At 66.7% G+C, this 12,510-nt stretch carries 12 protein-coding genes; 6 read left to right on the top strand and 6 right to left on the bottom strand.

Features of this window, described 5'->3' with window-relative positions; genetic code table 11:
- Position 1 precedes the first annotated feature (1 nt).
- Positions 2-859, bottom strand: coding sequence for an enoyl-ACP reductase FabI (gene fabI / locus VGO20_RS27195; RefSeq protein ID WP_327505553.1), 858 nt, complete (start codon positions 857-859; stop codon positions 2-4).
- Between the two features lie 99 nt (positions 860-958).
- On the opposite strand from fabI, the gene VGO20_RS27190 reads away from it, so the two are divergent.
- Positions 959-2,275 carry a YihY family inner membrane protein gene (locus VGO20_RS27190; protein WP_327505552.1) on the top strand — a complete coding sequence of 439 codons (1,317 nt, stop codon included), beginning with the start codon at positions 959-961 and terminating at the stop codon, positions 2,273-2,275.
- Positions 2,276-2,309: 34 nt separating this feature from the next.
- On the opposite strand, the gene VGO20_RS27185 is transcribed toward VGO20_RS27190, so the two are convergent.
- The 3 genes from VGO20_RS27185 to VGO20_RS27175 all read right to left on the bottom strand — a co-directional run bounded on the left by VGO20_RS27185 (position 2,310) and on the right by VGO20_RS27175 (position 5,390).
- Complete coding sequence (locus VGO20_RS27185) at positions 2,310-3,734, bottom strand: S41 family peptidase (RefSeq protein WP_327505551.1); 1,425 nt, start codon at positions 3,732-3,734, stop codon at positions 2,310-2,312.
- Positions 3,735-3,890: 156 nt separating this feature from the next.
- Entirely contained in the window at positions 3,891-4,796 is a 906-nt protein-coding gene (locus VGO20_RS27180; RefSeq protein ID WP_327505550.1) for a J domain-containing protein, read from the bottom strand.
- A gap of 126 nt (positions 4,797-4,922) precedes the next feature.
- Positions 4,923-5,390: an RT0821/Lpp0805 family surface protein gene (locus VGO20_RS27175; protein WP_327505549.1), complete on the bottom strand. Its 468-nt coding sequence runs from the start codon at positions 5,388-5,390 to the stop codon at positions 4,923-4,925.
- A 138-nt stretch (positions 5,391-5,528) separates the two neighbouring features.
- Between VGO20_RS27175 and pdxH the strand changes: the two genes are divergently transcribed.
- The 3 genes from pdxH to VGO20_RS27160 all read left to right on the top strand — a co-directional run bounded on the left by pdxH (position 5,529) and on the right by VGO20_RS27160 (position 8,641).
- On the top strand, positions 5,529-6,143 hold the full coding sequence (pdxH, locus tag VGO20_RS27170) for a pyridoxamine 5'-phosphate oxidase (protein ID WP_327505548.1): 615 nt from the start codon (positions 5,529-5,531) through the stop codon (positions 6,141-6,143).
- A 20-nt stretch (positions 6,144-6,163) separates the two neighbouring features.
- Complete coding sequence (locus tag VGO20_RS27165) at positions 6,164-7,099, top strand: cation diffusion facilitator family transporter (RefSeq protein WP_327505547.1); 936 nt, start codon at positions 6,164-6,166, stop codon at positions 7,097-7,099.
- 147 nt (positions 7,100-7,246) lie between these two features.
- Positions 7,247-8,641, top strand: coding sequence for a methyl-accepting chemotaxis protein (locus VGO20_RS27160; protein ID WP_327505546.1), 1,395 nt, complete (start codon positions 7,247-7,249; stop codon positions 8,639-8,641).
- On the opposite strand, the gene VGO20_RS27155 is transcribed toward VGO20_RS27160, so the two are convergent.
- Complete coding sequence (locus VGO20_RS27155; protein ID WP_327505545.1) at positions 8,589-9,188, bottom strand: pseudouridine synthase; 600 nt, start codon at positions 9,186-9,188, stop codon at positions 8,589-8,591. The two genes, VGO20_RS27160 and VGO20_RS27155, sit on opposite strands and share 53 nt — an antisense overlap.
- Positions 9,189-9,325: 137 nt before the next feature.
- Here VGO20_RS27155 and VGO20_RS27150 point away from each other — a divergent pair, with 137 nt between their 5' ends.
- Both VGO20_RS27150 and VGO20_RS27145 read left to right on the top strand, forming a co-directional pair.
- Positions 9,326-10,159 carry an MBL fold metallo-hydrolase gene (locus VGO20_RS27150; RefSeq protein WP_327505544.1) on the top strand — a complete coding sequence of 278 codons (834 nt, stop codon included), beginning with the start codon at positions 9,326-9,328 and terminating at the stop codon, positions 10,157-10,159.
- A gap of 131 nt (positions 10,160-10,290) precedes the next feature.
- Positions 10,291-11,688 (top strand): PRC-barrel domain-containing protein, encoded by a 1,398-nt coding sequence (locus VGO20_RS27145; protein ID WP_327505543.1) that lies wholly within the window; start codon positions 10,291-10,293, stop codon positions 11,686-11,688.
- 65 nt (positions 11,689-11,753) lie between these two features.
- Here the strand turns inward: VGO20_RS27145 and VGO20_RS27140 are convergent.
- Positions 11,754-12,510: CobW family GTP-binding protein (locus VGO20_RS27140; protein WP_327505542.1), on the bottom strand; the 757-nt coding region annotated here is incomplete at its 5' end.

Genomic DNA, 12,510 nt, shown 5'->3' with positions numbered 1-12,510 from the left:
TTCAGGCCTTGTCCACGCTCACAGTGCTCTGGACCATGTTCTGGAGGAGTTGTGCATTGTCAGGAGCCCCCTCGACCGACATCATGCCGACCGTATGGTAACCCGCATCCACATGATGGACTTCGCCGGTAACGCCGCTGCCGAGGTCGCTCAGCAGATACAGGGCGGAGCCGCCGACCTCCTGGATCGAAACATTCCTGCGGAGCGGCGCGTTGAACTCGTTCCACTTGAGAATGTAACGGAAATCCCCGATGCCGCTGGCCGCAAGCGTCTTGATCGGACCCGCCGAGATCGCGTTGACGCGGATGCCTTCCTGACCAAGGTCGGTCGCGAGATAGCGGACGCTGGCCTCGAGCGCCGCCTTCGCGACACCCATCACGTTGTAATGGGGGATCACGCGCTCGGCACCGTAGTAGCTCAGCGTGATCATGCTTCCCCCGCTCTTCATCAGCGATGCCGCCCGACGCGCACAGGCAGTGAAGGAGTAGCAGGAGATGTCCATCGTGCGGGCGAAGTTCGCCCGTGTCGTGTTGAGATACTTGCCATCCAGTTCGGCCTTGTCCGAGAAGGCGATCGCATGAACCAGGAAATCAATCCCGCCCCAAATCCCCTCAACTGTCCGAAAAGCCTCGTCGATGCTGGAGTCGTCCGATACGTCGCAGGGTATGAGAATCCGGGAGTTCACGGATTCGGCGAGCGGCTTGACCCGCTTGAGCAGAGCATCACCCTGGTAGGTGAATGCGAGTTCCGCGCCATGTGCGGCAAGGGTACTGGCGATCCCCCAGGCGATCGAGCGATCGTTCGCCACGCCCATGATCAGGCCGCGCTTGCCCGCCATGAGCGAAGAGGTGCTGGTCATCGAAGCCTCTCGGATATTCTGAATGCCGGAAGAATCCGGGGCGCATCGTACACGAATGCCCCTCCCGGTCAAACGCGGCCTTGCCTTGGGACGGACTGAATGCAGATAGGGCTGACCAAGCTGCCGGGGCTCCTCAGGGAGTTCCGGGGAAAGCCGCGAAAGGTCGCGAGCTTTACGCAGTTCCTGTCGCGACGCTTCATTCGGGACGAGTGTCTGACCACGGCGTCGGCGCTGACCTACACCTCGCTGCTCGCGCTGGTGCCGCTGATGACGATCTTCTTCACGATATTCCAGGCTTTTCCCGCCTACGAGACACTCCTGGGGGAGGCCCAGCGGATTCTGATCGCCAGTTTCGTTCCGGAAGTGGGCGAGGCGTTGATCGACAACCTGAACCAGTTCGCCGCGAATGCGGGGCGCCTGACCGGCTTCGGCATTGTCGGCCTGGCGGTCACCTCGGTTCTGCTGTTCTGGACCATCGAAAGTTCGTTCAGCGCCATCTGGAGGATCAGCGAACCTCGCCCGCTGGTGATCCGGATTCTCGCCTTCTGGGCGTTGCTGACAATGACCCCGCTCCTCTTTGGCGCCGCGCTCAGTCTGTCGAGTTCGTTGTTTGCCAGCCTGCGTCTCGATCAGGTCGCCAATGTCCCGTGGCTGGGTTGGGGAGTGCTGCTCCCCGGCGCGATCGAGCTCGTGGGCTTCTTCCTGATCTACCTGATGATCCCCAACAGGGAGGTGCGGTGGCAGGACGCGCTGGTGGGCGCCGTGTCGGCCGCCATACTGCTCGAGCTTTCCAAGGCGGCGTTCGGCTGGTACGTGACGGCGTTCCCTACATATCAGACGATCTACGGCGCCCTGTCCGTGGTCCCGATCTTTCTGCTTTGGCTGTATATCGCATGGTCCACCGTGTTGATCGGCGCGGAGGTCGCGGCTGCCCTCCCGGAATGGCGGGCGGGGCTGATCAGCAATATCGGGCCGGAGGGGCTGCTGCCTGCCCAGCGGGTCGTGGTGGCGCTCGCGGTGCTGAAAGAACTCCAGGCCGCGGCGCGGCTCGGTGTCGGGATGCGCAGACGCACCCTGGTCGGCCGCATCCCCGTCGGGGCCGCCGTGATAGATGGTATGCTGGAGCAGTTGCGCCACGCTCATTGGGTTGCCCGTATGAGCGGTGGCGGCGCGTGGGTCGCGACCCGCGACCTCGGAGAGGCGACGCTCTACGACCTGCTGAAGGCGCTCCATATCGGCATGCGGGGAAACATCCGCGGGATCGGAAGCCTCGATGAGCCTTGGCAAGCCAGGTGCGAAGGGTTGCTGAGTGCCGCGGAGCGTTCCTCCCAGGATCTGCTCTGCATTCCCGTCAAGAGATTGCTGGAGGAGCGCGTCCGGGAGGTCAGGCCGGAAGCACAGGTGGCGCGCCCCTGAGTGGAGGAGCGCGCCATCTGTCGACCTTGCGCGTTCAGGAGCCGGTTGGCTCCGTCAGCTTCTGTTCCACGAACTGTGGGGTGGTTTGCATGACGGGCTGGCGGAACGCAGCCATGCCGGTCAGCAGGTCGACCGCACGAGCCCGCTGGTAGTCGAAAGGCTTTTCCGTAGCTGCGACCGCGGTCGCAGCCGTTTCAGGTCCGTCGGCCGGGTGCTCGGCCGCGTGGTCGGCTGCGCGCTCGCCGTTCTTGCCTCCGAGGGCGCCGGGCAGGTCGGCCTCGCGGCGGGCTGCCGTCTGTTCGACAGGCTCCAACTTCGCCTGTTCGACGGAAATGTCGGGCGTGATGCCGACCGCCTGGATCGATCGTCCCGACGGCGTGTAATACCGCGCGGTCGTCATCTTCACGGCATGCTTGCCGCTGATGAGCGGCATGATCGTCTGGACCGATCCCTTGCCGAAGGACTGCGTGCCGAGCAGTACCGCGCGGCCGTGGTCTTGAAGCGCGCCTGCCACGATCTCCGAAGCGGAGGCCGAGCCACCGTTGACCAGCACGATCACCGGCCGGCCGCCAGTGAGGTCGCCGGGCGCCGCCTCGAAACGCTGCGTCTCGACGTCGCCGCGGCCCCGGGTCGATACGATGGTCCCGGAATCCAGGAAGCTGTCCGCGACGGAAACCGCTTGCATCAGCAGCCCGCCGGGATTGTTGCGCAGGTCGACGACATACCCGGCGACGCGCCCGTCCAGCTTCCGCTCGATTTCCGCCAGTGCCTTCTCCAGGCCGGATTGCGTCTGCTCGGTGAAGCTGGTGATCCGGATGTAGCCGACATTCCCCTCGGTCTCGTACTTCACCGCCTGGCTGCGTACGACGGCACGTTCGAGGGTAAGCGGAAACGGCTCGTCTTCGCCGCGCCTGACCGAAATGGTGACGGGGGTGCCGACGGGGCCGCGCATCCGCTCGACCGCATCCTTGATCGTCATGCCTTGAACGGCCTCGTCGCCGATCTTGACGATCAAGTCGCCGGGCTTGATGCCCGCGCGCGACGCGGGCGTGTCGTCGATGGGGGAGACGACCTTCACGAGCCCGTCCTCGACCGTGATTTCGATCCCGAGGCCGCCGAACTCGCCGCTGGTCTGGACCCGGATATCGGCATAGCTGCTGGTGTCGAGATACGAGGAGTGCGGGTCGAGAGACGTCAGGATCCCCTTCACCGCAGCCTCGATGATCTTCTCGTCGGGAACGGTGTCGACATACTGGCTGCGTACGCGGTCGAGGACCTGCTGCAGCAGGTTCATGGCTTCCGCGTCGATCGGGTCGGCGGCGGCGCGCTGCCCGGCCGCCGCGGAAGTGACCGCCCCCGCGGCCGGCGTCTCCGTAGCGGACGGAGAGGTCGCACCGGCGCCGAACGGAGCGACGAAAGCGAGGAAGGGCAGAGTAGCGCCGAGAAGGATGCGTTTCACGGTTTCGGTCCTCTTCAGGATCTCCGGCGGCGTCTTGCCGTGGACGGGCCCGGCACGCGCTGGCCGCCCCACCTGATGAGGCATCGATTATGGTTAATCACAAGTTAACGGGAGCGGCCGCGGCGGATTCGAAAATGGGTGAGGTGCCGGGACGTGTCAGACGAACCCAGCCTTGCTGCGGACGTCGTAGCTCCGGTCACGTGCCCATCTTTCGAGAAAATTCGTAAGTTCCGGATCGGGCGGGTCGGGCAGCACGACTTTCAGCTTCACGTACTGATCGCCATGGACCCGCCGCTTGGCGTCCAGGATTCCTTTGCCCTTGAGGCGAAGCACGCTTCCGGTGTTGCTTCCGGCAGGCACCTTGACCGCCACGTGCCCCTCGAGGGTCGGGATCCTGATCGTTGCACCGAGGACTGCCTCGGGCAGGCTCACCGGCGCATCGAGATGGATATCGAATTCCTTGCGCACGAAGAACGGATGCGGTTCGACGTGAACCTCGACGATGGCGTCCCCGGCGCCACCAACCCCTTGTCCTTTCAGCCGCAGCTTCTGCTGGTCCTCGGTACCTGGCGGGATCGCAACGTCGAGGCTCTTGCCGGTCGACAGTGAAATGCGCCGTTTCGTCCCGAGGGCGGCTTCGGTGAAGGAGACGGTGACGGAATATGCGATATCCGATCCGCGCCCTCCGAAACCACGCGAGGCGCCGGGATTGGCTGAATCGGCCTGACGCCGGCGCGAGCCGAACAGGTCGCTGAAGAGGTCGTCGGCATCGAAGCCGGAGAAGCCTTCGGTGCGGGTCCGGCCGGAGCGGGAGCGATGAAACCCGCCGGACGGCGACTCATTCCCGGTCGCGTCGATCTCGCCGCGGTCGAAGCGAGCCCGCTTCTCGGGATCGGACAGCAGGTTGTAGGCGGCCGATACCTCCTTGAACCGCTGCTCGATGTCGCCCCGCCCGGGATTCAGATCGGGGTGATATTGTTTGGCGAGGCGCCGGTATGCCTGCTTCACGTCGTCGGCCGAGGCCGAACGGCCCAGGCCGAGTACCTGGTAGGGATCACGCATACTGGCCACGAGCGTAGGCGTCCTGCTGATAGGTGGGAGGGAATGCGCGGATCTGCGGGCATGCCGCCGCCCTGCTGGACGGCGACATGCGCGGAGCCGGACCGGCGGGACGCCTGCGCGTCGGCCTCAGCTAACGATCTTCCAAGAACCATCCGGCTGCTGGCAAGCGACGCCGAATGCCTGTTCCGTCCGCCCGCCAACAGTAATCGTCTGCTGGTACTCGCGGCAATAGGCACCCGAGTTGGCTCGTCCTTCACGCGTGGTGGTCACGACCCCCGAATTCCCGCTTTGCGGGTTGCTCCACGAGATCGTCTCGCCGACGGGAGCCGCATAGGCGCGGCTTGCCGCCTGGTCGGCATGGAACCGGTCCGCCCGGTCGAGGGAGCGGCCGACTTCGCTGCCGAGAAAGGCGCCCAGCAGCGTGCCCGCGCCGACGGCGACCAACTGGCCGGTGCCACTGCCGAAGGCCGAACCGGCCAAGCCGCCGGCGACGGCGCCGCCCACCGTTCCGAAGCCTTCCTTGGTACCCATGCCCGTGGTGCAGCCCGCCAGGAAGACGGTAGCAACGCCGGCGATCAAAGTTTTCCGTAGCATCTCTCGACAGTGCCTCGCATCGTTGTGCCGCCGCCTTGACGTCGCCGGCGGCACGGGCTCTTCCCGACATGCCGGGAGGCATGCGCGGGTTTCCAGACTATTGTAGCGTAACCGGCGTTTCCGACCCAACTATGACAGATGTCACAGATGAACGACACATTCGGTACTGATCCGTACGGGCTATTCGACCAATGGCTCGCCGAAGCCCAGCGGTCGGAACCGAACGATCCGACGGCGATGGCGCTGGCGACCGCGGACGCGGCTGGCGTTCCCTCCGTCAGAATGGTGCTGCTGAAAGGCTTCGATCCGCTCGGCTTCGTGTTCTACACCAACCTCGAAAGCCGGAAGGGCGACCAGCTCCAGGCCAATCCCAACGCCGCCTTGTGTTTTCATTGGAAAAGCCTGCGCCGACAGGTACGGGTCGAAGGAGCGGTCGAGGCGGTGACGCCCGGGGAAGCCGACGAGTATTTCGCGTCGCGCCCGCGTGGATCGCAGATCGGAGCCTGGGCGTCACGCCAATCGCGCCCGCTTGAAGGACGCTGGGAACTCGAAAAGAGGGTTGCCGAATATACCGCGAAATTCGGCATCTCGGCGATCCCGCGTCCGGAGCATTGGTCCGGATTCCGTATCCTGCCGCGCCGGATCGAATTTTGGCAGGACCGACCTTTCCGCCTGCACGACCGCGTCGTCTACCATCCCGACGGCGAGGCGGGCGGTACGATCCGCTGGAGGACCGAGCGCCTCTTCCCGTAGCAAGGGAAAGTCGACGCCGCATGTACGGACTATCGGAGGCGGGAACCGGGGACGATCATGCGCGGCTGCGCCGGACAGCCACCTATGCCAGCGTCGCAGTCGCGTGCGTCCTGATTCTCTCCAAGTTCGCGGCCTATCTTCTGACCGAGTCCGTGAGCTTGCTCGCGTCGCTGATCGACTCGAGCATGGATCTCCTGGGGTCGGTCGTCATCCTCTTCGGGGTGCGCCAGGCGTTGCGCCCTCCGGACAAAGGGCATCGATTCGGCCACGGAAAGGCGGAGCCACTCGCAGCCCTCGCCCAGGCCGCCTTCGTAACGGGTTCGGGCGTGTTCCTGATCTACGAGGCGATCAATCGCCTCTTCCGGCCCACCCAGGTCCAGGAAAGCTGGGTCGGCATCGCAGTCATGGTCTTCGCGATGGTCCTGACGCTCGGGCTCGTGGCCTTCCAGAGCCACGTCGTGCGCCGAACGGGGTCGCTGGCGGTCGACGCGGACAGTCTGCACTACCGCGGCGACCTGCTGATGAACCTCGCCGTCGTCGCGTCGCTTCTGCTCACCGGCGCGACGGGATGGGTTTACTTCGACCCTCTTTTCGCCTTCGCGATCGCCGCCTTCCTGATGCGCGGCGCCTGGAGCATTGCCCGCGGATCACTCGACGTCCTGATGGATCGGGAGTTGCCCCAGACCGATCGCGAGCAGATAAAGCACCTCGTTCTCGCGCATCGGCAGACCCGGGGAATGCACGATCTGCGCACCCGCAACGCCGGGTCCAGCGTCTTCATCGAACTCCACCTGGAACTGGACAGTCATCTGACGCTCGCCCAGGCCCACGACGTCACCGACGAGGTGGAGCGGATACTGCTCGAAGCCTATCCGAACGCGGAAGTTCTCGTGCATCAGGAACCGGCCGGGCTCGAGGACGAACGCCTCGATGCCCGGCTCGGCGGAAGAACCTAGCCGAGGCACAAACCTCCGCCGTCGTCGCAACGGCGTATTCTGCACCGGTGTCCGCTATATCTGACGTCCGGGTGGTAGTTAGTGCTGTTTCGGCATATTATTACTCCAAGGGAGACGGCTGTATAACGAAGGTGCGAGGAATGTCCCATGAGTGTTGACACTCGGACCAGAACCGATCTGATCGGCACGGTCGCCAGCGATGCCGGCAAACTCGGCATAGAGATCGCCGACGTCGCGGGTTGCATCGAGGACGTGAGCGCCCGGGTGGCACGCGAGGCCGAGATCTTCGGCGCTCTGAGGCTCGACGCGAAGGAGATGGCCATGGGCGCCGTGTCCATCGCGCAGGCGGCGAAGAGCACCCGTGCCGTGGCCCAGGGGGCGCGTGGCGACGTGGACGGCGCGAAAGCGCAGCTCGACGGATCGCTCCAAGCCATCCAGGCGCTCGTGGCGGGGGTCACCGGCATGGAAGGGGGGCTGAACGGCCTCCGGGAGGCGCTGGTGCGCATCGGCCGCGTGGCAGGCGAGATCGCGGCGATCGCGAAGCAGACGAACCTGCTGGCGCTCAACGCCACCATCGAAGCTGCGCGGGCCGGGGAGGCGGGCAGGGGCTTCGCCGTCGTCGCAGGCGAGGTGAAGGCGCTTGCCGGCAAGACGGCGGAGGCGACGGCGGAGATCGACACGACGCTGCGCCAGCTCAACGAACAGGCGAGCAGGCTCATCGAGGAGAGCACCGCCAGCATGGGCACGGCCCGGGTCGTGTCGGAGGGTACCGCCGCCTTGGGGTCCATCTTCGAGACCGTGGGGAAGGCCATGGCCGACGTCGACCGGGAGACGTCGGGCATCGATGAGGCGGCGTCGGACATCGGGGGGCGCTGCCGCTCGGTTCAGGGGCGCATAGACGGCATGTCGGCGGACGTGGATCTCTCGGCCCGCGACCTTGCCGCGGCGCGCGACCGGGCGGTCAATCTGCTCGGCATCAGCGAGCGGCTGATCGGCGTGACGGCCGAACTGGACATCGAGACCGTCGATACCCCGTTCATTCGCGCGGCAAGGGAAACCGCCGCACGCGTGGCGGCCGTGCTGGAGGACGCGGTGCAGACGGGCAGGATCGCCCTGGACGACCTGTTCGACGAGCGCTACGTGCCGGTTCCCGGCACCGAGCCGCAACAGGTCACGACCCGCTTCACGGGCCTGACCGACGCCGTCCTGCCATCGATCCAGGAGCCGGTCACCGCCCTGGACGAGCGGGTCGTGTTCTGCGCGGCGGTCGACCGCAACGGCTACCTGCCTACGCACAACGCACGCTTCTCGCAGCCCCAGCGGACCGGAGATCCTGCCTGGAACGCTGCGAACAGCCGCAACCGCCGGATCTTCAACGACCGCGTCGGCCTCGCGGCGGGACGCAACACGCGACCTTTCCTGCTGCAGACCTATCGGCGCGACATGGGCGGTGGGCAGTTCGCGATGATGAAGGACGTCTCGGCGCCGGTCATCGTGCTCGGCCGGCACTGGGGCGCCGTCCGGCTGGCGTATCGGATCTGAGCACGGCGGGAACTTCCCGCCACTGGCCGGGTGCCAGACCGTCCAGCGACCAGGGGCCGATCGCCCAGCGGATCAGGCGCAAAGTCGGGTAACCCACTGCCGCCGTCATGCGACGTACCTGCCGGTTGCGGCCCTCCGTGAGCGTCAGCTCCAGCCAGGAGGTCGGGATCAGCGCCCGATGGCGCACCGGCGGATCGCGAGGCCACAGCCCCTCGGGTTCGTCCATCAGCCGCGCGCGTGCCGGCAGGGTCGGCCCGTCCTTCAGATCGATGCCCTCTTCGAGGCGCTGCACGGCATCCCGAGGCGGAATTCCTTCGACCTGCACCCAATAGGTCTTGGCCAGCTTGTGGCGGGGATGCGCGATCCTCGCATGCAGCGGACCGTCGTTCGTGAGTACCAGCAGCCCTTCGCTGTCCCGGTCGAGCCGCCCGGCCGGATAGATTCCAGGCACGTCGATATAGCGGGCGAGCGTCGGACGGCCCAGTTCCGCGTCCGTGAACTGGGGCAGCACGCCGTAGGGCTTGTTGAAGAGGATCAGCTTGGCCATGGAAGCGCGATCGCGAGGAGGACCGATCCTCGACCGGCTTTCCTGATCATACAAGCCCGGAGTGATTGGTGTCACTGGACCGAAGTCACCAACTGTCTACAGTAGGGGTACAACCACTCGGAGTTCGGGCGAGCTTAATGCCATTCGAGGTTACCTTCTGGGGCGTGCGCGGCACCGTCCCCTGCCCGTTTCCGGACCATATGCGCTATGGGGGCAACACGAGCTGCGTGCAGGTCGAGGTGGCCGGCCGGACGATCATACTGGATGGCGGGACCGGCCTAAGGCCTCTGGGCAAGCACCTCGTCGACGCGGGCGCGCGGCGGGCGACGATCCTGCTGAGCCATCTCCACCTGGACCACGTCAACGGCTTTCCCTTCTTCGCGCCCGGGTTCTCCCCCGGCTTCTCCTGCGATGTCCACGCCGCGCGCAGGGACGGAAAGCCGGATCTGCGCACGGTGCTTGGCGGGCTGATGGAGCCGCCGCTGTTCCCCGTGCCCCTGCGCGATCTCGAGGCCGACTTCGCTTTCGAGGATTTCGACCTGGGGTCCACCCTCGAGCTTGGCGACGGCATCCGCGTCCGGACCTCGCCCCTGCATCATCCCGATGGAAGCACGGGATTCCGGATAGAGCACGAAGGACGAGCCCTCGCCTATGTCACGGACACCGAGCACGTTCCGGGACAAGCCGACGACCGGGTGCTGGACCTGATCGCCGGCGCGGACCTCGTGATCTACGATGCCACCTACACCGAGGACGAATGGCGCCAGCGCGTCGGTTGGGGTCATTCGACGTGGAACGAGGGCGTGCGCCTCTGCCGGCTGGCGGGGGCGCGCCGGCTCGCACTGTTCCACCACGACCCCGATCATGACGACGACTTCATGGACGGGATGGAAACCCAGGCGCGTGCCGCCTGGTCCAGCGTGTTCGCCGCGCGGGAGGGGGTGACGGTGGCGGTGGCGGATCGGCCGTGAGGGCCTATCTACCCCGTCGGGAAAAGTGAACTGGGAACTTCGCGGCACAGCTACGGTTGCTTCGGGCGACGAGGCGGACGGCTCCCCCGAACGGGACCCCGCCGTTAGAACCAAGCGATTGGGAGAGCCAGATGCGAAGCAAGCTCCTCGTGACGACGGCCGTCCTGTGCGGCCTGGCTGCCCCGGCGGTTTTCGCCCAGCAGCAGGAGCAGCCCACCCTGCGGGTCGAACCGCAGCAGGCGCAGCGGCTGCAAGCGCAGCAGCCGGGCCAGGCTGGGCAGCAGGAACTCCAGCAGGCCTATCGGCAGCTCCAGCAGACCCGGCAGGAATACGTCCAGCTTTCCGAGCAGGGCGAGACCGGGCCGGCGGTCGACCAGGCGCGCCAGGAACTCGAGCAGGCGCTTGCCGCCATGCGCAACGCGCTCGGCCAGGCCGGACTGGACCAGCAGCAGACCGCGGAGATCGAGCAGCAGTTCCAGGCTGCCGAGCAGGCGATGTCGGTCCAGGGTGCCGAGGGCTACCGTGAGGTGGACCAGGCGCTCGACGGGCTCGTCCTCGCGGTCGAGCGGGTCGTCGTGGTGCCCGAGCAGGCGGCAGCGGCGTCGATCCAGCAGGGTGGCCAGCAGGGCGCCCAGCAGGCCGAACAGGACGGCGAGATCGTGGTCGAGCAGGCGCCTCCGCAGGTGCAGGTGGAACAGGCCCAGCCCGAGATCGCGGTCCAGCAGGCGGCACCCGAGGTGACGGTCCAGCAGCCGCAGCCCGAGGTGACGGTCCAGCAGCCGCAGCCCGAAGTGACGGTCCAGCAGCCGCAGCCGCAGGTGACGGTCCAGCAGCCCGAGCCCGAGGTGACGATCCAGCAGGCCGAGCCTGAGGTGATGGTGCAGCAGGCCGAACCGCAGGTCAGCGTGCAGCAGGCCGAGCCGCAGGTCCAGCTGCAGCAGTCGCAGCCCCAGGTCATGCTCCAGCAGCCCGGCGATCCGCAGGTCACGATCGAGCAGGCCGAACCGGAGGTCGTGTTCGAGCAGGCCGGCGAGCCGCAGATCACCCTCGAGCGCGACGGTGAAACCGTTCCCACCGGCGCCGAGGCCCAGGCCGCGGCTCCGGAAGCCGCTGCGGCTCCCGAGGCCGAAGCGGAGGCCGAGGTCGAAGTCGAGCCCGTGGTCGGTGAACAGCAGGCGGCCCTGCCCACGCCGGAGGCCCCGCAGCCCGACGTCGGCGCGCCGGCCGGGCAGGTCGCCGCCGAAGACGTGATCGGCCGCAACGTCATCGGGACCGGCGGCGAGGAGATCGGCCAGATCGAGGATCTGGTCGTCGATCCGCAGACCGGGGAAATCCAGCGTGCGATCATCGCGCGCGGCGGGTTCCTCGGCATCGGCGAGCGCAGGATCGCGATCGACTGGGCCCAGCTCGAGGTCCAGCCCGAGAGCGGGGACCTGGTCACGTCGATGACCGAGGCCGATCTGGAGATCGCGCCGGAGTACGAGTACGGGGAAGCCGACACCACCGTGATCGGTCCTTCCGCGGAGTAAGGTCCGAACCCGTTTCGGCGGCGGCGGCGCATCCGGGATCTCCCGGAGGCGCCGTCTGCGTTCTGTCAGCCGCCGAGATGGGCGCGGAACATCTCCTCGACCGTGGCACGGTCGAGGTCGCGCGTTATGAAGACGATCCGCGAACGCCGGTCCTCGTCGGGCCAGGCTTCCAATCGCACCGGCGGGTGGAACACGTGCTGGACGCCGTGGACGACCACCGGCAACTCGGTTTCGCGCAGCCGCAGGATACCCTTGATCCGGAGGATGTCGGGCCCGCGCAGCGTCGTCAGGGTGTCGATCCATCCGGCGAAGGCGTCCCAGGACACCGGTTCGTCGAGCACCATGCAGAACGCCCGGATGCGGTCGTCATGACGGTTGACGTCATGATCGTGGCCGTGGCCGTGGCCGTGATCGTGATCGTGATGCCCATGGCCATCCGCGTAGGCCTCGGCCTTGAGCCAGCGGCGGACGTCGGGGCTCTTGGTCGCGGGGTCGTACAGTCCGGCATCGAACAGCCGTGACGGGTCGACGTCGCCCAGCACCGCCTCCACGACGGGGGCGGCGGGGTTCAGGGCGTGGAGTCTTTCCCGCAGGCGCGCGGTCAGCGCGGGCTCTGTGACGTCGGTCTTGGTCAACACGATGCGGTCGGCGACCGCCACCTGCTTGACGCTTTCGCGCTGACAGTCCAGCTGCCAGTCGCCGTTGCAGGCATCCACCGTCGTGACCACCCCGTCCAGCCGGAACCGGGCGGCGATCAGCGGGTCGGTCATCAGCGTGTGGAGAACGGGGGCCGGGTCGGCAAGTCCGGTCGTCTCGATCACG

The sequence above is a fragment of the Arenibaculum sp. genome (assembly GCF_035998295.1).
In the GTDB taxonomy this organism is placed as follows: Bacteria; Pseudomonadota; Alphaproteobacteria; order Azospirillales; family Azospirillaceae; genus DASYHS01.
The sequence above is the reverse complement of the archived record's forward strand: the minus strand, read 5'-3'. Positions and strand labels throughout refer to the sequence as shown.

Excerpts from the sequence above, each read along its gene's own strand:
- fabI (WP_327505553.1), bottom strand. The coding sequence starts at position 859 with ATGACCAGCACCTCTTCGCTCATGGCGGGCAAGCGCGGCCTGATCATG.
- VGO20_RS27190 (WP_327505552.1), top strand. The coding sequence starts at position 959 with ATGCAGATAGGGCTGACCAAGCTGCCGGGGCTCCTCAGGGAGTTCCGG.
- VGO20_RS27180 (WP_327505550.1), bottom strand. The coding sequence starts at position 4,796 with ATGCGTGATCCCTACCAGGTACTCGGCCTGGGCCGTTCGGCCTCGGCC.
- VGO20_RS27175 (WP_327505549.1), bottom strand. The coding sequence starts at position 5,390 with ATGCTACGGAAAACTTTGATCGCCGGCGTTGCTACCGTCTTCCTGGCG.
- pdxH (WP_327505548.1), top strand. The coding sequence starts at position 5,529 with ATGTCACAGATGAACGACACATTCGGTACTGATCCGTACGGGCTATTC.
- VGO20_RS27165 (WP_327505547.1), top strand. The coding sequence starts at position 6,164 with ATGTACGGACTATCGGAGGCGGGAACCGGGGACGATCATGCGCGGCTG.
- VGO20_RS27160 (WP_327505546.1), top strand. The coding sequence starts at position 7,247 with ATGAGTGTTGACACTCGGACCAGAACCGATCTGATCGGCACGGTCGCC.
- VGO20_RS27155 (WP_327505545.1), bottom strand. The coding sequence starts at position 9,188 with ATGGCCAAGCTGATCCTCTTCAACAAGCCCTACGGCGTGCTGCCCCAG.
- VGO20_RS27150 (WP_327505544.1), top strand. The coding sequence starts at position 9,326 with ATGCCATTCGAGGTTACCTTCTGGGGCGTGCGCGGCACCGTCCCCTGC.
- VGO20_RS27145 (WP_327505543.1), top strand. The coding sequence starts at position 10,291 with ATGCGAAGCAAGCTCCTCGTGACGACGGCCGTCCTGTGCGGCCTGGCT.